Raw genomic sequence first — 19,101 nt, 5'->3', positions numbered from 1 at the left:
CAGCCGACGCGTTTCGCCTGAAGCGTTTCACGGCCAAAACCAGTCGGGCGCTCCCCTCGAGAGGAGAGCGCCCGCGGTGACAGGCCGTGACCGGCCCCAGAGCCTTAGAACAGAAGCGACGTCAACCGGCTGCGTGCGCGGATGACGCGGGCGTCCGCATCCCCGACAAGGCCAAACAGCTCGAGGAGGCGCTCGCGCACCGGAGTTCGCTCATCGGCTGGCAGTTCAGCGAACAGGTCGAGCAGGCGCCCAAAAGCGTCGTCAACGTGTCCACCGGCGAGATCAAGATCGGCGATGTTCAACTGCGCCTGCACGTCAAGCCGGTTCGCGGCAGCAGCAGCACGAGCTTCCTGCAGGTTGAGGCTCTGTGCACGGTGCAGAAGCTTCACCTGGCCAAGGCCAGCACGCGCTTCTTCATCACGCGGGTTCTCAGCGAGCGCCTTCTCGTATGCCTCGATGGCGACGGCGTAGTCGCCCGCTTCGATCGCGACGAAAGCCTCCTGATGCAGGGGCGGAAGCTCTGGTTCCGTTTGCTCTTCATCATCGGCCTTCGCGCCGCCCAAGACCTGAGTCACACCCTGCTGAGTGGCGAGCTCAAACAGCTGGTTAAACGTGGCGCGTACCTGCTCTTCAGTGGTCGCGCCGGAAAACAGCGGTACCGGCTGTCCGTTGATGAGGGCAACGACGAGCGGAACCGACTGGGCACGGAAGGCCTGAGCAATCTGCGGGTTGCGCTCGATCTCGACCTTGGCCAATAGCAAACGTCCGGCAAGCTCGGTGACAACCTTGTCGAGGATCGCGCTGAGCTCCGTGCTTGCCTCACTGCGACCGGCCCACATGTCGACGACAACGGGGACTCCGCGGCTAATCTCCAAAACCTGTTGGAACGTCGCATCCGTGATATCCACGATGTACGAGGGCGCACCGGAGTTTTCCGCTGCAGACGTCGCAGGCTGGTTCGAGCGGTTACGGAGGCTGGACAGGTCGACGGCTCCGCGCAAGACGGCTCCGGGGGCTTGATCACTCATGGAAGAACCTCAGACTTCAGGATGGACGAGGAGTAGCCGAGCAGACGAATCTGCTCGGTAGAACCCTGTGCAGGAACGTAGAAGAAGAGCTGGTTGCCGTACGTCGTCTTGAAGCCTGTTGCGGCCTCGGTGACGCCGGTGAGCGTGGTCAGCACCGGGTTTTCACCGATGCGAATCACGGCGTCCGTGTTGATCGACCGCGGCGACTCGGTGTCATTGACGGTGACCGCGACGATGGCGCCGCTGTCCAGTGTTGCCAACGCGACGGGGGCTTCCGCACCCGGTTCGGAAGCAAACGTCATCTCACCGGTTCCTGCGGCGGTCTGGTTAAACGCGTCGAGGCTCTCCTGGCGCTTCGTCAGAAGCTGGCCGCGGAACTGGTCGCCAGCAAGATCGTAGATTTCGGCGTATTCGCTGTTTTCACCGTTCTCGATGATGTCGACGTACATGGCGGCGAGATCCTGCGGCGGAACCAGCAGGAACTGGTTGTCAGGGTTTACAAGGGTGGCACCAATGTTTGCCGGGGCAAGCCCGGGAACCACCGCTGCCGCCTCCATCTGACCGGCATATATGAGCTTGTAGTTGTCCCACGGTGTGGCCTGTGTCGCCATCATGATGACAGGCGGAATCGTCGTGTCGGCATCATCCTTATAGATCGCCAGGAAGGAGCGTGGCCAGGTGTCAGCAGCCTGTGGCAGCAGGATGGTCCAGTTTGCGGGAACAGCCGACGGTGCGGCGTACTCAGCGATCGCCGCACGAAGCGTGTAATTAACCGAGCGCGCCTCAAGCACGGGTCCACTCAGGCGCTCACCGGCGACCGCGGCGTCGAGGCTGCTGTCAGCAGCAGCTGCTGCCTCCGAAATTTCGGTCAGAACGCGAGTAGCTTGCGATTCCAACAAGACCGGTGCTTTCTGACCCTCAGGAGCGATCACCGTCGGGGTCGGTGTCGGAGTCGGAGTTTGGTCTCCGGTTTGCGGCCATACATCGGGCGAGCACCCGGAGAGCACGAGCGCAGAAACGAGGAAAAGCGGCAGCGCCACGAGCGCGCGACGCTCGGTCTTCTCCGGAGTCGAAGAAATCACACCCTTACCTTCCGCCTCTTCAATTTCGGCCAGGCTCAGTGGTTCCGTGACGGGGAGCGGCGGGAGTCCGCGACGACGCGGGCCGCGCTTACGTCGCATGTGACGGATACCGAGGATGTAAAGCACAACACCAATCAGCGCGAAGATGCCGCCCGCCACCATGAGAGGTCCTGCCATCGGCGTCGTGTTGTCGAGAGTCCATTTGGCCGAGATGTCAGCTGGCGCTGGTTTGGTTCCGTCTGCCGAGATGAGAACGCTCATGTCGCTCGGCAGGTTGAAGGTCTGGATGAGGGAGTCAGTGTCGACGAACTCGGCTATCCAGAGGTCGGAACCAGCTGGGTTGCGCCCAGGCACGTCCTGGGTTTCGCCCTCTGCGGGTGCCTCTTCTGCGGGCACTTCCTCGGTGGGCTCGGCTTCTTCTTCCGGGACGACAACCGCGTCGACAACGGTCGAGACGATCTTCTTCTCTCCGTCAACCTTGTCAATCACAACGTGGTTGTACGACGCATCGGCAAGCCACGCAACCATGTCGCTTGTACGACCGTATGCCGCAAACAGATCGCCTTCGCCACGCGCGATGAGCGTCTGCCCGCCGGGGAGGTATCCAAGCACCGCAGCGTCAACCAGGGTGTACTTCTCACTCGCTTCGACAGGAAACTGCTCTTGGTGGCTGTTCGGGCCGAGCCACAGGGTGCGCTGGCCGACTCCAACCGCGGCGCACAAAAGCGCCAGGCAGAACGACACAACGGCCAATAAAAATCGCACGAAATGGACTCCTCCGCGGCCACGCCAAACGCCGGCCGCTTCATTCTCGACATTTCAGGTTAGCGAACATGACTGAAAGTTGCCCCGACATGCGCAAGCATCCGGCTGAAGAGTGCTGATCGGGCTACTCTTGGCTGAGTTCTATGAGGAGTCCGGTGAAGATTCACAATCCCTTCCGCACTGCCCTGGTTGCCACCTTGGGCGTCGGCGTTGGCCTGCTCATTATCTTGGCGGTGCAGGGGCTCTCGACGATCCTGCTCTATGTGGGCACCGCGCTGTTCTTGAGCCTTGGTCTTGACCCCGTGGTGTCGTTCTTCGAACGCCGCGGCCTCCCCCGTTGGCTGGCCGTCACGCTGACGGTGATGGGAATTCTCGGCCTCTTCGTCGGCGTCGTGTTGATCGTCTTGCCGATCATCGTCGAGCAGATCTCTCAGCTCGTAAAACAGGTCACGAGCCTCATTAACCAGCTCAACCAGCAGGGTGCCTACGAGGACTTCCTCGCGTGGGCAAAGGAGCGCCTGCCGAACTTCGACGTGGAGCTCGTCTTCAAAGAGGCGCAGAGCTTCGTCCTCAGCAACATTCAGGACTACGCGAGCGAAGTGTGGCAGTTCAGTCTCAATATCTTGGGCGGTGTGACCGGCGCGTTCATCGTGCTCATATTGACGATCTATCTGACCGCCTCAACCCCACATCTCAAGGCAGCCGTCAACCAGCTGGTTCCGGCGTCCAAGCGCGAACGCTTCGCCGACCTCAGCGACCAGATCACCGACTCGGTGGGCTACTACGTCATCGGACAGGTCAGCCTCGGCATGATCAACGGCATTCTGTCGTTCATCTATCTCAACATCATTGAAGCGCCATTCGCCACGGTGCTTGCCGTTGTCGCCTTCTTCTCCAGCCTGATTCCGCTCGTGGGTACCCTGACCGGATCGATCCTGATCGTTCTCGCTTGCCTCATCCCCGAGGTTGGCTCCGTGCAAGCGGCGATCGCGGCGGCGATCTATTACTTCATCTACATGCAGGTGGAAGCGTACTTCCTCTCACCACGCATCATGAACCGCGCGGTGTCTGTGCCCGGTGCGGTCGTCGTGATCGCCGCGCTTGCTGGCGCCGCACTCCTCGGCCTGCTTGGTGCGCTGATCGCTATCCCGGTGGCGGCGAGCATCCTGATCATCTACCGCCAGGTGATCATCCCGCAACAAAACGAGCGCTGAGCTTACTCAGTCCACTCGGTCGGCAGCGGCAGTGCGGCCGGATTCACGGTGCGAACGATCTCATCGAGGACGCGCCTGGTCTGCGTCTCACCCACCCACAGGTGTTTGCCTTCGGCGACATTGATCAGTTCGATCGTCGGAACCGATGCGAAACGTTCGGCAGCCTCAGCGGGCTTGAGGTAGTCGTCGTGCTCAGGAATGAGGGCGACCAGCCGGCGCTGATCTCCTGCCCACATCGCCACCTCATCTGCCCTGGCACGGTGCAGCGGAGGCGAAAGCAAAATGGCGCCGTTGATCGCGTGCGAGCGGCCATACTTCAGCGCAAGTTCCGTACCGAAAGACCAGCCAACGAGCCAGGGGTTAGGAAGAGCGCGATCTGCGACAAACTGCATCGCCGCAGCGACATCATGTTCTTCAGCCACACCACCATCGAACGCACCCTCACTGGTTCCACGCGGCGACGTGGTTCCGCGGGTGTTAAACCGCAGTACGGCGAGGTCAGCGAGTGCGGGAAGCCGCGCGGCTGCCTTGCGGAGGATATGCGAATCCATGAAGCCGCCGTGCGTGGGCAACGGGTGCAGCGTCACAAGCGTCGCGACCGGCTCGGCGTACAGCGGAAGCGCGAGTTCGCCAACGAGAGTAAGACCATCAGCCGTGTGCAGCTCAATGTCTTCTCGGCGGGCAGGAAGCTCCCGTGGGCCCCGAATTTCGGTCAACTCATCCTCCAACAGTGGGTGTGCCAGTGTCGGCGTGCAGCGAGGTCTGCCGCATCGCCCATGATGCCATCCGCGCGCCACACAACCAGGTGGGCGATGCCCAGCGGAACCGTCTGCGAACACCCAGGGCAGGTGTATTCCTTGAGCGCTTTGGCCGGTGATACCGGCTGTACGTAATATTCCAGGCCGCGCCGGCTTTCGGTGCGTTTCATACCGCCAAGAAAGCGTTCGAATGAATCGTCGTCCGTGTTTTCGCGACGACGGCGATTAGAGCGAGGCATAGTGGCCGATTACCACCAGTGGTTGTTGATCCAGAACTCGTAGGCGCCAGCCCAGCTACCGTAGCGGCCGGTAGCGTAGCCGTTGGCCCATGAGAGGTTCTGGACAGGGTCGTACCCGTTGTCTACCTTGCTGCACGGATAAATCTGCACGAGACCACATGCGCCCGAGCTTGAGTTCGTGGCGTTGGGGTTCCATCCGCTCTCGCGGCTCACAATGTAGTCGACGTAGCCCCAGTCGCCTGATGCGATGCCTGCGGCTGCCAGCCAGTCTTCCTTCGAGCCACCACCGGAGTATGACGGCGGCGAATAACTTGAGCCCGAGTCCGATGACGAGCTCCGAGACTCGGACTTCGTGGGGGTCGGTGTCGGGGTTGGCGTTGGTGTGACGTACGCCTCATAAGAGCTGCTGGAGCGATCCATCGCGGCGACAACCACCACGTCATCAACGGTCATCTGTTGCGCACCGGCGACAGCGGCATCGTAAAGCGACGAGTCTGCGGGTTGCGCTACGGGTGCGGAACCGGCGAGAGCTGCGCCTGCGGGAATCGCGAATGCGCCGCCAAAGGCGACGACACCCATAACCGCAAACATCGACGCAAGGGCGCGCTTACGGGAGGGCTTCACGGCCGTCGTTGGGCGAGGCCGCGGCGTGAACTGCACGTCAACACTCTGGGAAGCGCGGTTCGTTCGGAGGTCTTTGCGATGGGTCACAGTGTTCTCAGTCTACCCACGCCTACCTGAACAAGCCATCAGCGTGTGGGCGTGACCGCCAGCATGACGTCGACAACGGCATCAAGCAGAGCATCGACCTGCTCTTCGCGATATCCACGTCGCTGCATGCGGAATGCCGCCGCGCGCACCTGCTCCACGGTGACAAGATGCCCGCGCTCCAAGAACGCCGTCAGCTTGTCCATCACAATGTCGACCTCATCGACCCGGTAACCGTAGGTGAGCACGGACGTGCGTGCGAAACGTTGCTTCTTGGGACGCGCGAGATGCACCAGAATGTCCTGCGCGGCTTCCCGCGCCTGATCCACCCACACCCGTGCGCCTTCGCGTCGCATCGCAGCTTCGCGTTCACGGGCGGCGAAGGCATCTTCAATACGTCCGAGTGCGCCGTCTACGTGGGCAATCGAGTAGCCCTCTTTGGCCAGCGGAAACGCGACCTCACGGATTGCTTGCGAAGTGACCTCGGGCGCGCCTTCTCGGCGCTCGAAAGCGGCTCGAGCCTGCGCAAGGAAGGCATCAACCGCGCGCTGCTCATAGCCCTTTTCACGACCAGCCGTCACAGGAAAAACGGAACCAGCCATCACGCACCTACCAGGGGTGTCAACCAATAGCACAGCGCAAGAGTTGCGACGGCAGATGGCAACAACGAGTCAAGCCGATCAAGCAGCCCGCCGTGTCCGGGAATCCACGAACTCATGTCTTTGATTCCGAGGTCACGTTTGATGAGCGACTCCCCCAAATCACCCAGCGTCGCCGTGATCAGAATGACGAGGCCCATAACGATGCCTGCCCACAGGGGCAGATCCAGCACGAAGTAGGCGAGCAATGTCGCGGCAATGACCGCCGCAGTTGCCGCACCGGCAAAACCTTCCCAGGTCTTCTTGGGGCTGACACGCGGAACCATCGGGTGCTTACCGATCCAAACACCGACGGCGTATGCCCCGGTGTCAGCAGAGACCACGACAATGATGAACGTGAGGATCCAGGCAGCACCGTTCGTCTGGTGTTGCAGTACGAGGACGAGAGCGAGCAGGAAAGGAACGTAAATCGGAATGAAGCCGGCGGCAGCAATATCGGCAAGAACGTCGCCGTATGTGCGGCCATCACGCGCCGCCATCTGTGCGACCATGCGCCACACAATCAAAACAGCGACGACCGCGAAGGTCATCACCCAGAGCTGCCAGAGCGCGGTGCCGAAGTATCCGGTTGCGGCCAGGGCGACGGCAGCGACGATCTGCACCCACACATCGACCTTGCGTCCACCGGTTTCAAAGGCACGCGCGAGTTCGAACGTTGCCAAACCGCTGACAACGATCACGATCGCCGCAAACACCGTTGGCACAAAGAGCAACGCACCAAGCACGACGCCGGCGAGCACAAGCCCGGACAGGACCGCGAGGATGAGATCGCGACCGGTCCGCTGCTTGATCTTTTCGTTTACCTCTTCGAAATGCTCACGCGCGATCGCGACCTGATCGCGAAACTCAGCACGACGCGCCTCAAGCGGGGCTCCGAGCTTGCTTTCGGAACCTGATGGGGCATCGTGCTGTGCGTCGAGCGGTGACTCGAGCGCATCGCCCTGCGGATCGGCGCTCATCACGTCAGACCTCGAGAAGCTCGGCCTCTTTGCGCTTCAGCGCTTCGTCGATGAGGTCGGTGTGTGCGCGCGTGAGAGCATCAAGCTCCTTTTCGCCACGGGCGACCTCATCTTCACCGACCTCGCTCTTCAGCGCGTCCAGTTCGTCCTTCGCCTTACGGCGGATGCCGCGAACGTGTACCTTCGCGTCTTCGCCCTTCGACTTCACGAGCTTGACGAACTCCTTGCGGCGGTCTTCAGTCAGCTCAGGCATCGTGACACGCACAATGCTTCCGTCGTTGCTGGGGTTTGCTCCCAGGTTCGGCATGGAGCTGATGGCATCTTCGATGGCCTTCAGCGCCGACTTGTCGTAGGGCGTCACGATGATCGTGCGCGCTTCCGGGTTGTTGAGCGAGGCAAGCTGCGCCAACGGCGTCGGGGTTCCGTAGTAGTCCACAAGGATCTTCTGGAACAGTTGCGGGTTAGCGCGGCCTGTTCGGACTGTGGCGAAGTCTTCCTTCGCTGATTCGACAGCGCGCTCCATGCGGCCACGGGTTTCAGCAATCACGTCGGCGATCATGCGTGCTCCAATCGGATAGGAAGAATCAAGTTCTCAGTCTAGTGGTCGTGGAAAGGTCAGCTTGTGACCAAAGTGCCGATGGGCTCGCCGAGCAACGCGCGAGTGACGTTGCCTGCCGGCTCCATGCCGAACACGCGCATGTCCATTTTGTTGTCCATGCAGAGGCTGAACGCGGTGGAGTCGACGACCTTGAGGCCCTGTTTCAGGGCGTCCTGGTAGGTGACGCGGTCAAGCTTGATGGCGGTCGGGTCAATGCGCGGGTCGGCGGAGTACACGCCGTCCACACCGTTCTTAGCAACGAGAACCTCGTCGGCACCGATTTCGAGCGCACGCTGCGCGGCGACCGTGTCGGTCGAGAAGTACGGGAGGCCTGCGCCCGCACCGAAGACCACAACACGGCCCTTCTGCATGTGACGCTCGGCACGCAGCGGAATATAGCTCTCCGCCACCTGCGTCATCTGAATAGCCGACTGCACGCGCGTGGCGGCGCCCGCCTGCTCCAAGAAGTCTTGCAGCGCGAGCGCGTTCATGACGGTTCCGAGCATGCCCATGTAGTCAGCACGACCGCGGTCCATTCCGCGTTGGCTGAGCTCAGCGCCGCGGAAGAAGTTGCCGCCGCCGACCACAATGGCGACTTCAACGGTATCTACGACCTCAGCGATCTCACGAGCGATCTGGCTCACCACGTCGGGGTTAACACCGAGCTGGCCACCACCAAAGGCTTCGCCAGAAAGTTTCAGCAGGACGCGACGGCGTCCGGTTTCTTCGGTAGCCATGTCGGCTCCTTTCATCGCTTCGAATCTCTAACGCCCGGTTGGACGCGTGAAGAAGGGCCCGGATCGAATATATCGATCCGGGCCCTTGAATAGGTGTTACGCGCCGACCTTGAAGCGGGCGAAGTCGGTCACCGTGATGCCGGCGTCCTTCGCAACCGCTGCAACAGACAGCTTGTTGTCCTTTGCGTAGTCCTGCTCAAGCAGTGCGACCTGCTTGATGAAGGCGTTAACGCGACCCTCAACGATCTTCGGGAGAGCAGCCTCAGGCTTGCCCTCTTCGAGCGAGATCTTGGTAACGATCTCGCGCTCCTTCTCGATCTCGTCGACGGGAACGTCATCCTTGGAAAGGAACGACGGGTTCGCGAACGAAATGTGCTGAGCGATCGAACGGGCGGTGTCAGCGTCGTCACCCGAGTAGGCGACAACAACACCGATCTGCGGAGGCAGGTCTTTGCTGGTCTTGTGCAGGTAAACCTCGAACTTGTCGCCCGAGAGGGTACGCACCTGGCGCAGCTCGATCTTCTCGCCGATGATGGCGGCAGCCTCAGAGATGACGTCAGCAACGGTCTTGCCGTCGATGGTCACTGCCTGAGCCGCCTCAAGCGATTCCGAACCAGCAGCGGCAACAGCGTCAACGACGGTGTCAGCCAGTGCGATGAACTTCTCGTTCTTTGCGACGAAGTCGGTCTCGCAAGCGAGCTCGATCAGCGTGACCTTGCCGTTTACTTCGCGCGAAGCCACGAGGCCTTCGCTCGTCGAGCGGTCAGCACGCTTCGCGTTACCCTTGGCGCCCTTGAGGCGCAGGATCTCCGTCGCCTTTTCGAGGTCACCCTCAGCTTCTTCGAGAGCCTTCTTGGTGTCGACCATGCCGGTGCCGAGCTGTTCGCGCAGCGCCTTGATGTCCGCAATAGAAATGTTGGCCATGTGTGTGGCTCCTTCTGTTTCGTGTAGGCGGAAAGTTACTTGGACTCTTCGGTTGCTTCTGCAGCGACCTCAGCGGCCGGCTCAGCCTCAGCGGCGGGCTCAGCAACAACAGCAGCCGAAGCTTCAGCTTCGGTGCCCTGCTCGAGAAGCTCGCGCTCCCACTCAGCGAGGGGCTCAGCGTCGCCCTGTGCGTCAGCCGGCTGGTGCTTCTGGATCAGACCCTCAGCAGCAGCGTCGGCGATGATGCGCGTGAGCAGGCCAACCGAACGGATCGCGTCGTCGTTACCCGGGATCGGGTACTGCAGGTCGTCAGGGTCAGCGTTCGTGTCGAGGATACCGATCACGGGGATGCCAAGCTTCTTGGCCTCGTCGATTGCAAGGCGCTCGCGCTTTGCGTCAACAACCCACATCGCCGAAGGCGTCTTGGTGAGGTTACGGATACCACCGAGCGACTTGTGCAGCTTGTCGAGCTCACGCTTCTTGAGAAGGAGTTCCTTCTTGGTGAAGCCCGATGCAGCCGGGGTCTCGTAGTCGAGCTCTTCGAGCTCCTTCATGCGAGCGAGGCGCTTGGAAACCGTCTGGAAGTTGGTCAGCAGACCACCCAGCCAGCGCTGGTTCACGTAGGGCTGGCCAACGCGCGATGCCTGCTCAGCGATAACTTCCTGAGCCTGCTTCTTCGTACCAACGAAGAGGATGGTGCCGCCGTGTGCGACCGTCTCCTTGACGAAGTCGTATGCGCGGTCAATGTAGGCCAGCGACTGCTGAAGGTCGATGATGTGGATGCCCGAGCGCTCCGTCAGGATGAAGCGCTTTACCTTCGGGTTCCACCGACGCGTCTGGTGTCCGAAGTGCACACCAGCGTCAAGCAGCTGGCGAATGGTTACAACGGCCATGCCGTTCTCCCTTGTTTATGGCGCAGAAGCGCCGATTGCGGTTATGCGAGCGGATGCTCAATTCCTGGCGCCCTGCACACACTCCCACCTTGAAAAGGACCGTTGGGAATGTGCCACGTAAAAACGCACTGGGCACGCGAAGTCACCCCGACAAAGCGAGGTGCTCAACCAGCATAGCAGGGCGTGGCTCAGCAGGATTCCTCCACACCCGCTTGATTGGGCGAAATTGTTCCCAATCAAGCAGGGCCTCTCCCCCGCACCCAGAAACGACGCATTGTGATGACATGACCACCGCAACACCCACGTCACGCTTGCACGCACGTCCCGGAGGCGGACTGGCTCTCGCCGTCCTGCTCATGGTTACTGTCGCGGGGCCGCCCGCCAGCGCTTCCGCGCTTTCCCTGGTTCCGCACTCATCATTATCGGCTGCCGGCTGGCAATGGCCGGTCGCGCCACCGGTTTCCGTGACGGCCCCGTATGTACAGCCCGAACATGACTATGCGCCCGGACACCGCGGCATCGATGTGAGCGACGCCGACGGCCAGGTCTTTGCCCCCATGAGCGGAACCATTGCCTGGGTTGGCACGGTGGCTGATCGCCCGCTCCTGACCATCAGCCATGGCAACGGATACGTCTCAACATTGGAACCTGTGCTCGCGAACGTGGACATTGGCAACGTGGTGCGCGCTGGGGATCAGGTTGGCACGCTCACCACGGGCGGGCACACGCCGGTCGGGTCCGTGCACTGGGGCGTGCGCGTCGATGGCGAGTATGTCAATCCGGCGTCGCTACTTCGCCGGATCACGCGCCCCATTCTGCTGCCGTGTTGTGAGGATTAGGCTGAGTCGGCACGAAGCGGGAAAATTTCTCCGGCAAATGCGTTCAATTCTTGTGAATACACTTCCTCGGATCGAAAGCGGCGACAATCTCATGAGCGACTACGGACACGATCTCCTGTTCGGCACCTTCTTAACGCCGACCAATCAGGTGCCGCACCGCGCCGTGCAACTGGCCCAGCTTGCGGAACAAGCGGGGCTCGATCTTGCCACCTTCCAGGACCACCCCTATCAGGCCTCGTTTCTGGACACCTGGACACTGTTGAGCTATGTGGCGGCGCAAACCGAGCGCATTCATGTTTCTGGCAATGTGATCAACCTGCCGCTGCGTGGCCCTGCTGTATTGGCGCGCGCCGCAGCCAGCCTCGACCTGTTGAGCGGCGGTCGCGTTGAACTGGGGCTTGGTGCTGGTGGTTTCTGGGATCCGATTGTCGCGATGGGCGGCGAACGACTCACCCCCGGTGAGTCCGTCACCGCATTGGAGGAGGGCATCGACATCATTCGCGGTGTGTGGGATGCCACGAACCCAAACCGACTCGTTGTCGAAGGCAACCACCACCGCGTGGTTGGCGCAAAGCGCGGTCCGGCACCCGCCCACAACATCGGGATCTGGATTGGGGCGCTCAAGCCGCGCATGCTGCGTCTGGTTGGCCGTAAGGCTGATGGCTGGTTGCCGTCACTTGGCTACATGCGTAGCCTCGACGAACTCACCGATTCAAATGCGGTGATCGACGAGGCTGCGGTGAAAGCGGGACGACACCCGAATGACATCCGGCGCCTAATCAATATCAATGGGCAGTTTGCTGATCAGGGTTCCGGAAAACTGCTCGTCGGCCCGCCATCACAGTGGGCGGAACAACTCGCCGCCATGGCCCTGCAGTATGGGATGAGCGGGTTCATCCTGGCTGGCGACGACCCGCGGGCGATCGCGCAGTTCGGTCAAGAAGTCGCTCCGATGACACGAGACCTTGTCGCCGCCGAGCGTTCGTCATCCAACACCTGCGGTTTGTAAGGGGCGTCGTGGATTACGGTCACCCGCTGCAGTTCGGGGTCAGCATCACGCCGCTGAATGACGACCCGCTCGCCCCCGTCGCCCTGGCAAAGCAGGCAGAAGCGCTCGGCTTAGACATCGTCACGGTGCAAGATCACCCCTACCAGCCGCGCTTTCACGAAACGTGGACGCTGTTGAGCTGGATCGCGGGTGCCACCTCCCGCATCTCCCTCTCCCCCCACGTGCTGAATGTGCCGATGCGCGTGGCCTCCGTCATGGCACGGTCGGCCGCGAGCCTGGACCTGCTATCGCAAGGCCGCGCACAACTCGCGGTAGGCGCAGGCGCCTTCTGGGATGCCATGGTCGCGATGGGTGTCGAGCGGCTCTCCGCCGGCGAATCCGTAGCGGCGTTGGAGGAGGCGATCGAGGTCATGCGCGGCGTCTGGGATCTCAGCACCGGCCGCCCGCTGTATCTGAGGGGCAAGCATCACGCGGTGACCGGCATTGAGCCAGGGCCAGCACCCGCGCACCGCATCCCCATTGCCGTCGGCGCTGGTAAGCAGCGCATGCTTGATCTCACCGGACGACTGGGAGATGGATGGATTGTGCCAGGAGGAGAGAACGGCATCCCCCTGCTCGCCAAAGGCAACCATGTCATTGATGAGGCGGCACGTAGCGTCGGCCGGGATCCCCGTGAGATTCGTCGCATCGTCAACCTTGGCGACACGTTCGCCGGGGTCGAAACGGAACCATTCTCTGGTCAGTGGGAGTCGTGGGTCGAGCGAATGACAACCCTTGCGCTCGATGATGGCGTTTCCACGTTCTTGCTGTCGAGCGATGACCCGGTGAGGCTCGAGCTTTTCGCCACCCACGTGGTTCCGGCCGTCACGACTGCCGTCGCCGCCGAGCGTGCGGCTCGGGAGACCTCTCTTCAGCCCGTTGTGCCGCTGGCTGTGCGTGCCAAGCGTCGTAGCGGCATCGCATACGGAAAAATCCCTGACTCCCTCCTGCCAGGCGCTGTGGAGCCTGGCGATGTTTCGTACGGCAATGTGCGCTCAACATACTTGCGCGGCGGCACGCCAGGACTCGTCCTTCACCCGGAGAACGCGGCACAGGTGGCCGACGCTGTGCTGTGGGCTCAGCAGCAGTCCGTCGCGCTATCCGTGCGTAGCGGCGGTCACGGTTTCAGCGGCCGATCGACGAACGACGGTGGCATTGTGATCGATCTCAGTCGGATGGGCGCCATCGACGTTCTGAACGAGGCGGAGCGTCTCGTTCGTGTTGAACCCGGTGCCCGCTGGGGCGAGGTCACCGCCGTTCTGCGCACACACGGCTGGGCGCTGTCCTCCGGCGACTTCGGCGGCGTGGGCGTGGGCGGCTTGTCAACGGCAGGGGGCATCGGATTCTTGAGCAGGGCGCACGGACTCACGATTGACCACGTGCGCGCGGTCGATGTGGTCACCGCGAACGGCAACATCCTCGGCGCCAGTGCGACAGAGCATCCCGACCTCTTTTGGGCGATGCGCGGCGCCGGATTCGCGTTTGGCGTCGTGACGGCGTTTGAATTTCAGGTGGATGAGATCACAACCATTGGCTTCGGTCAGCTGCAATACGACGTGACGGATGACGTCGCCGGTTTTCTAGTGCGATGGGGCGCCGCCGTGGAAGCTTCACCGCGCGACACCACGAGCTTCCTCATGATGGGGCCGCCCCAGGACGGGCGGGTCATTGCGCAGACCTCAAATGTGGTGGCTTCGGATGACCCGAACACGATTCTGGAGCGCTTACAACGTCTCGCGGATGTCGCGCCGCTCGTAGGTCAACAGGCCATGTTGCTTGACTATGACGCGCTCGTCAGTGCCCAGCCGCGGATCGGGCACCGTGGCCGAGGCGAACCCACCGGACGCTCTGGCCTGCTGGAACACATCACGCCAGAGTTCGCGACGGCCGCCGAGCAACTCCTGTTGCGCGGTGCCACATCGTTCTTCCAGATTCGAGCGCTTGGCGGCGCGACGGCCGATCTCGCCCCCGAGGAGACGGCATTCGCGCATCGCACTGCGCAGTTCTCGGTGCTCGCCATGTCATCGTCCAGCGAGCGGATTGATCCGATATGGGATGCCATGCGGCATATGTTTGCGGGCATCTACCTGAGCTTCGAGACCGATCAAGACCGCGCGGCTCAACGACGCATTCCCGCCTGCGCATCTCGAGCGTCTGCGAAAGCTGAAACGGCAGTACGACCCGACCAATGTGTTCCGGGACAACTTCAACCTGCTGCCTGACGAGGTACGCGGGTAGCGCTCTGCCAGACAAGTGGGGAGGGATCGATAGTTTCCTCCCCACTTTTCGTTACGCCGCAGGCGTCTGAAGCTCACGCAGGCGTGGCGCAAGGTCGCGGGCAAAGAGCTGCATAAAACGCTCCTGATCATGACCGGGCGCATGAAACACGAGGTGGTTGAAGCCCCAGCCGACATAGTCCTTGACCTGCGCGACGATCTGTTCCGGGTCGGTGCCGACGATCCATCGCTTCGCGACCTGATCTATCGGAAGCGCGTCAGCCGCCCGTTCCATCTCGACCGGGTCGGTGATGTCGTGCTTCTGTTCCTTCGATAGCGACAAGGGCGCCCAAAACTTCGTGTTCTCCAAGGCCTTCTGCGCTGTCTCTTCGTACGAGATCTTGATCTCGATCATGCGATCGATATCGTTCATCGTGCGACCTGAGAGGCTCAGCCCTTCTTTCATCGCTGGAACGAGCTGGTCAGTGTACAGTTCACGACCCTTGCCCGAGGTGACGATGAAGCCGTCCCCCGCTCGGCCAGCGTACTTCGCGACGGTCGGACCGCCTGCCGCGATGTAGACCGGAATACCGTCGGCAGGTACGTCGTAAATCGAGGCGTCATTTGTCGAGTAGTAGTCGCCCGCGAAACTCACGCGTTCTCCTGTCCACAGCGCGCGCATCAGTCGCACTGATTCGCGGAGGCGGGCGAATCGCTCCCGAAACTCGGGCCATTGAGGCTCCCCCGTACCGCTCCAGCCCGTGGCGATCTCGTTGAGAGCCTCACCGCTACCCACGCCGAGCCAGACGCGATCTGGATTCAAAACACCGAGAGTCGCGAATGCTTGCGCAAGAACCGCGGGGTTGTACCGGAAAGTCGGCGTCGTGACACTGGTTCCGATTCGAATCGTCGAGGTGTTCTCACCAACAGCAGCCGCCCACGCGATCGCGAACGGTGCGTGGCCACCGGTGTATCGCCAAGGCTGAAAATGATCGCTGACGGCGACCGATTCGAAACCGTATCGCTCGGCCATAACGGCGTAGTCAACCAGCTGTCGCGGCCCAAACTGTTCGGCGGACGCCTTGTATCCGAGTTTCACCATGTTCTGCTCCATCTCTTCATTGAGTTCACGGCGATCAATCTGCCCCGCATCCCGCTACCCCTGCAGGGATGGTGCGATGTGTTCGGCGAAGGTCGCGATCCACTCGCGCTGATTGCGGCCTACGTTGTGCACGTGCAGGTTATCGAAGCCCATGTCACGCAGCGACTCCAGGTGCCGCCTGTGCACATCTGGCGAGGCAGAAACAGGAATCCGCTCGGCAATGTCGGCGGCCGTCACCGTGCGCGCCAGTTGTGCCACATCAAAAGGTGAGCGAATGTCGCCTCGCGGAAACCGCAGGCCCGCCATCGGCCAGTCCGCCAGTGCGTTGGCCATCGCTTCATCGTCGGTTGCGCCCCACGACAGTTGGGCGTAGACGGTTGCCTCCGTGTCGGTGTGCCGTCCCTCACGCTGTCCGTCACGAAAAGCGCGGAGCAGGGTCATCATGCGATCTGCGGGGCCCGCTTGCATCACAATTCCGAGACCCTCGCGTCCGGCTCGCCGCGCGGTCACGGGCCCGCCTGCCCACACCTGAACTCTGGGCGCGATGGCAGGCATCGTCCACAGGCGCGCGGATTCCACGCGGTAGTGTGCGCCAGCGTGCCGAATATCGCCGCCACGACCGGAACCGGCAAACAGCTTTCGAACGATATCGGCAGATTCAAAAAGACGGGCCGCACGTTCGTGCGCTTCTGGCCAGTAGGTTCCGGTGATGTGTTCATCAATCGCGTCGCCAGACGATAACTGCAGGGTGTGGCGACCAGGCACCAGCGCCGCCACCGTGGCGCTGGCTTGCGCAACGACCGCGGGATGCATGCGGTAGCCGGGCACAGCGGATACCGTCACGGCACCGGAAATCTGCGTCGCGATCGCGCCAGCGACCGTCCAGCAGAACGATGCTTCGCCCTGTTGAGGCAGCCATGGCTGATAACGGTCAAAGACAACGGCACCGGCGAAGCCCGAATCGTCTGCAAGCGCGGCAACAGCTACCGCCTCTGCGGGTGCGAGCTGCTCGAGCGCGGCGACGAAGTGAGCGCGTGTCGTCTTTGGCATGGCTCCTTCTCCCCTGCGCACGGCGTCGTCGCGCACAGATGTGTCGATCTCAGCGTAGGGCAACCGTTGCGATTGGTTCGGTTTGTTGCCTGCGTTCACGCCCCACCACGCGCGAGCGTTCATAGAATGGAATCATCAGCCCGCCTTGGCTGACCAGTGGTTCTGCATTGAACGACGACACCGGCGCTTGTCGTGCGCTCACTCGAGTTCGTTCTCAGGAGAATCATGTTCCCGCGCTCCCGTCGTGCCGCATCCGTCGCCGCTCTCGTAATCATGGGCATGACCGTGGTGGGGTGCTCCTCGACAGAGACGCCAATCACCGCATCGCCCACCGCGAGTGCGTCCGCCGCGACTACGGTTGACAACTGCGGGACCACGGTTGCCGAAGGCACCGAGCCGGAGCGGATTCTGACGATCAAGTCGACAACGTTCGAGCTCCTGCTGGCTTTGGGGCTCGAAGATCGAATGATCGCAACTGCCTACCTCGATGGCGACGTGCCCGCAGCATACGCAGCCGCAGCCTCCGAGGTTCCGGTGTTGTCGAAGGGGCTACCGTCGCATGAGGCTGTTCTCAATCTGGAGCCAGACTTCGTTTTTGCGGGCTGGGAGTCAAACTTTTCGGCTGATGGCGTTGGCGAGCGTGCGGCACTTGAGCAGCTCGGTATCGGAACCTATGTGGCGCCTTCCGCTTGCAAGGCAGTCGAGTACATGCCGAACCCGCTGACGTTTGATGTGGTGTTTGATTCCTTTCTGGAGGCTGGCGACATCTTCGGCGCCGAACAAGCAGCCCAGACGTTAGTCGCCCGCCAGCGAGCGCAACTCGACGCGATCGTGCCGAACGGTGAGGGGCTCACGGCGCTCTGGTACTCGTCTGGCCGCGAGCAACCATACGTCGGTGCGGGAATCGGCGCGCCAGCCATGCTGATGAAGGCTGCGGGTGTCGCGAATATCTTCGCCGATGTTAAAGACACGTGGACCTCAACGTCGTGGGAAGCGGTCGCCGAAAAGAACCCCGATGTCATTATTCTGATCGCCTCCCCAGGGAACACGATCGAAGACAAGATCACACTACTGAAAGCTGATCCAGTGATGTCAACGCTCGATGCCGTTATCAACGAGCGCTTTGTGACGCTGGATTTTGCGGCCGCGGAGGCGGGCGTGCGCAACGTCGATGCGGTGGCGTCGATCGTGGCGCAGCTTGACGCACTATGACGTCGGCACTCACCACCGCAGGCGTTACGCCCGCGCCACCTCAGCCGCAAGCAACCCGCCGCGCTGCGACACTTCTGACGGCAATCGTGTTGGTGCTGGCCCTGCCTGTCTCCATCGTCGCCGCGGTGTTGTTTGGCCCTGCTGACCTGCAACCGAGTGAAGTTATGGGGACGATTTGGGCTCACCTCACCGGTGGCGATCCCGTCCTTTCCCTCACCAGAGACGCCATCGTTTGGGAATCTCGCATGCCGCGCGTTCTCACCGCCGCAGCTGTGGGCGGCGGGCTCGCCGTGGCGGGTGCGGTGATGCAGTCGCTGACGCGCAACCCGCTCGCCGACCCGTACCTGCTTGGCCTCTCGTCCGGTGCCTCCACAGGCGCGGTGCTCGTGCTGGTGCTGGGCGCGAGCATAGCCCTCCCCTTCGCGGCGTTTGCCGGCGCCCTTCTCGCACTGTTGCTCACGCTCGCACTGGCTCGCGCAGCGGGCGCGTTCTCCCCCACCACGATCATTCTCGCCGGCCTCGCCGTCTCTGCAGTGCTCTCCGCGCTCACCAGCCTTGTCATCTTTTGGAGCGCGGGCAACGACACCTACCGCGAGATGCTCGCGTGGTTGCTCGGCTCAATGGCAGGCGCAAACTGGGCAGATGCCGCGCTCGTTGGCCTCGCGGTCGCGATATGTGCGGTGCCTCTGCTCGCCTCAGCACGATCGCTTGACGCCCTGGTACTCGGCGATACGGCGGCAACCGCGTTGGGAGTTGCGGTGCCACGCTTACGTCTCACGCTCTTCGTCGTCACCGCGCTCTTGACCGGTGCGCTCGTGTCAGCCAGTGGTTCCATCGGGTTCATCGGCCTGATCCTGCCGCACGCGGTACGAGCCGTCGTCGGTGCCGCTCACCGCATCGTCTTACCGCTGTCTTTTCTCGCTGGCGCCGTGTTCATGGTTTGGGCAGACACGGTGGCACGCACGATGTTTGATCCGCGGGAGCTTCCGGTTGGCATCGTGACGGCGCTGATCGGCGGCCCGGTGTTCGCGATTCTGATGATGCGAATGCGAGGTCAGCGGCGATGAGTG

At 62.1% G+C, this 19,101-nt stretch carries 19 protein-coding genes and 1 pseudogene; 7 read left to right on the top strand and 13 right to left on the bottom strand.

Annotated features, from left to right (window positions below; genetic code table 11):
- Positions 1–104: 104 nt before the first annotated feature.
- Entirely contained in the window at positions 105–1,028 is a 924-nt protein-coding gene (locus KTJ77_RS05340; protein WP_217337432.1) for a tetratricopeptide repeat protein, read from the bottom strand.
- Entirely contained in the window at positions 1,025–2,875 is a 1,851-nt protein-coding gene (locus KTJ77_RS05335) for a glycosyl transferase (RefSeq protein ID WP_217337431.1), read from the bottom strand. Before KTJ77_RS05335 ends, KTJ77_RS05340 begins: the two co-directional genes overlap by 4 nt.
- Before the next feature lie 155 nt (positions 2,876–3,030).
- Here KTJ77_RS05335 and KTJ77_RS05330 point away from each other — a divergent pair, with 155 nt between their 5' ends.
- On the top strand, positions 3,031–4,089 hold the full coding sequence (locus tag KTJ77_RS05330) for an AI-2E family transporter (RefSeq protein WP_217337430.1): 1,059 nt from the start codon (positions 3,031–3,033) through the stop codon (positions 4,087–4,089).
- Positions 4,090–4,091: 2 nt separating this feature from the next.
- On the opposite strand, the gene KTJ77_RS05325 is transcribed toward KTJ77_RS05330, so the two are convergent.
- From KTJ77_RS05325 to rpsB, 9 genes are all read right to left on the bottom strand, one after another.
- Positions 4,092–4,805 carry an alpha/beta hydrolase gene (locus tag KTJ77_RS05325; RefSeq protein ID WP_217337429.1) on the bottom strand — a complete coding sequence of 238 codons (714 nt, stop codon included), beginning with the start codon at positions 4,803–4,805 and terminating at the stop codon, positions 4,092–4,094.
- Complete coding sequence (locus KTJ77_RS13400) at positions 4,802–5,086, bottom strand: hypothetical protein (RefSeq protein WP_254367369.1); 285 nt, start codon at positions 5,084–5,086, stop codon at positions 4,802–4,804. The genes KTJ77_RS05325 and KTJ77_RS13400 overlap by 4 nt, the downstream gene beginning before the upstream one ends.
- Before the next feature lie 9 nt (positions 5,087–5,095).
- Positions 5,096–5,746: a transglycosylase SLT domain-containing protein gene (locus KTJ77_RS05320; RefSeq protein ID WP_367948838.1), complete on the bottom strand. Its 651-nt coding sequence runs from the start codon at positions 5,744–5,746 to the stop codon at positions 5,096–5,098.
- Positions 5,747–5,835: 89 nt separating this feature from the next.
- Positions 5,836–6,396 (bottom strand): DivIVA domain-containing protein, encoded by a 561-nt coding sequence (locus KTJ77_RS05315; protein ID WP_217337428.1) that lies wholly within the window; start codon positions 6,394–6,396, stop codon positions 5,836–5,838.
- Positions 6,396–7,412 (bottom strand): phosphatidate cytidylyltransferase, encoded by a 1,017-nt coding sequence (locus KTJ77_RS05310; protein ID WP_217337427.1) that lies wholly within the window; start codon positions 7,410–7,412, stop codon positions 6,396–6,398. The genes KTJ77_RS05315 and KTJ77_RS05310 overlap by 1 nt, the downstream gene beginning before the upstream one ends.
- A 4-nt stretch (positions 7,413–7,416) precedes the next feature.
- Positions 7,417–7,971: a ribosome recycling factor gene (gene frr / locus KTJ77_RS05305; RefSeq protein ID WP_217337426.1), complete on the bottom strand. Its 555-nt coding sequence runs from the start codon at positions 7,969–7,971 to the stop codon at positions 7,417–7,419.
- Between the two features lie 56 nt (positions 7,972–8,027).
- Positions 8,028–8,747, bottom strand: a complete 720-nt coding sequence (pyrH, locus tag KTJ77_RS05300) for a UMP kinase (RefSeq protein ID WP_217337425.1) — start codon at positions 8,745–8,747, stop codon at positions 8,028–8,030.
- A 96-nt stretch (positions 8,748–8,843) separates the two neighbouring features.
- On the bottom strand, positions 8,844–9,671 hold the full coding sequence (gene tsf, locus KTJ77_RS05295; protein WP_217337424.1) for a translation elongation factor Ts: 828 nt from the start codon (positions 9,669–9,671) through the stop codon (positions 8,844–8,846).
- A gap of 35 nt (positions 9,672–9,706) precedes the next feature.
- Positions 9,707–10,564 (bottom strand): 30S ribosomal protein S2, encoded by an 858-nt coding sequence (rpsB, locus tag KTJ77_RS05290; protein ID WP_217337423.1) that lies wholly within the window; start codon positions 10,562–10,564, stop codon positions 9,707–9,709.
- A 284-nt stretch (positions 10,565–10,848) separates the two neighbouring features.
- Between rpsB and KTJ77_RS05285 the strand changes: the two genes are divergently transcribed.
- The 4 genes and pseudogenes from KTJ77_RS05285 (at position 10,849) to KTJ77_RS13680 (ending at position 14,689) form a co-directional block, all read left to right on the top strand.
- Positions 10,849–11,403: a M23 family metallopeptidase gene (locus KTJ77_RS05285; protein WP_217337422.1), complete on the top strand. Its 555-nt coding sequence runs from the start codon at positions 10,849–10,851 to the stop codon at positions 11,401–11,403.
- Between the two features lie 91 nt (positions 11,404–11,494).
- The gene (locus KTJ77_RS05280; protein ID WP_217337421.1) at positions 11,495–12,412 is read left to right on the top strand and encodes an LLM class flavin-dependent oxidoreductase; all 918 of its coding nucleotides are present in this window, start codon (positions 11,495–11,497) and stop codon (positions 12,410–12,412) included.
- Between the two features lie 8 nt (positions 12,413–12,420).
- Positions 12,421–13,812: pseudogene (locus tag KTJ77_RS13395) on the top strand (LLM class flavin-dependent oxidoreductase); the annotation flags it as partial.
- A gap of 742 nt (positions 13,813–14,554) precedes the next feature.
- Positions 14,555–14,689 (top strand): BBE domain-containing protein, encoded by a 135-nt coding sequence (locus KTJ77_RS13680; RefSeq protein WP_367948896.1) that lies wholly within the window; start codon positions 14,555–14,557, stop codon positions 14,687–14,689.
- Between the two features lie 51 nt (positions 14,690–14,740).
- Here the strand turns inward: KTJ77_RS13680 and fgd are convergent, their stop codons facing one another.
- The gene (gene fgd / locus KTJ77_RS05270; RefSeq protein ID WP_217337420.1) at positions 14,741–15,769 is read right to left on the bottom strand and encodes a glucose-6-phosphate dehydrogenase (coenzyme-F420); all 1,029 of its coding nucleotides are present in this window, start codon (positions 15,767–15,769) and stop codon (positions 14,741–14,743) included.
- A 54-nt stretch (positions 15,770–15,823) separates the two neighbouring features.
- A complete protein-coding gene (locus KTJ77_RS05265) occupies positions 15,824–16,819 on the bottom strand; it encodes a TIGR03557 family F420-dependent LLM class oxidoreductase (RefSeq protein ID WP_217337419.1) in 996 nt (331 codons plus the stop codon).
- A 225-nt stretch (positions 16,820–17,044) separates the two neighbouring features.
- On the opposite strand from KTJ77_RS05265, the gene KTJ77_RS05260 reads away from it, so the two are divergent.
- Positions 17,045–18,031: a putative F420-0 ABC transporter substrate-binding protein gene (locus tag KTJ77_RS05260; protein WP_217337418.1), complete on the top strand. Its 987-nt coding sequence runs from the start codon at positions 17,045–17,047 to the stop codon at positions 18,029–18,031.
- A complete protein-coding gene (locus tag KTJ77_RS05255) occupies positions 18,028–19,098 on the top strand; it encodes a putative F420-0 ABC transporter permease subunit (protein WP_217337417.1) in 1,071 nt (356 codons plus the stop codon). Before KTJ77_RS05260 ends, KTJ77_RS05255 begins: the two co-directional genes overlap by 4 nt.
- Positions 19,099–19,101 lie beyond the last annotated feature (3 nt).

This window comes from Microbacterium sp. NC79 (assembly GCF_019061125.1).
GTDB lineage: Bacteria > Actinomycetota > Actinomycetes > Actinomycetales > Microbacteriaceae > Microbacterium.
The sequence above is the reverse complement of the archived record's forward strand: the minus strand, read 5'-3'. Positions and strand labels throughout refer to the sequence as shown.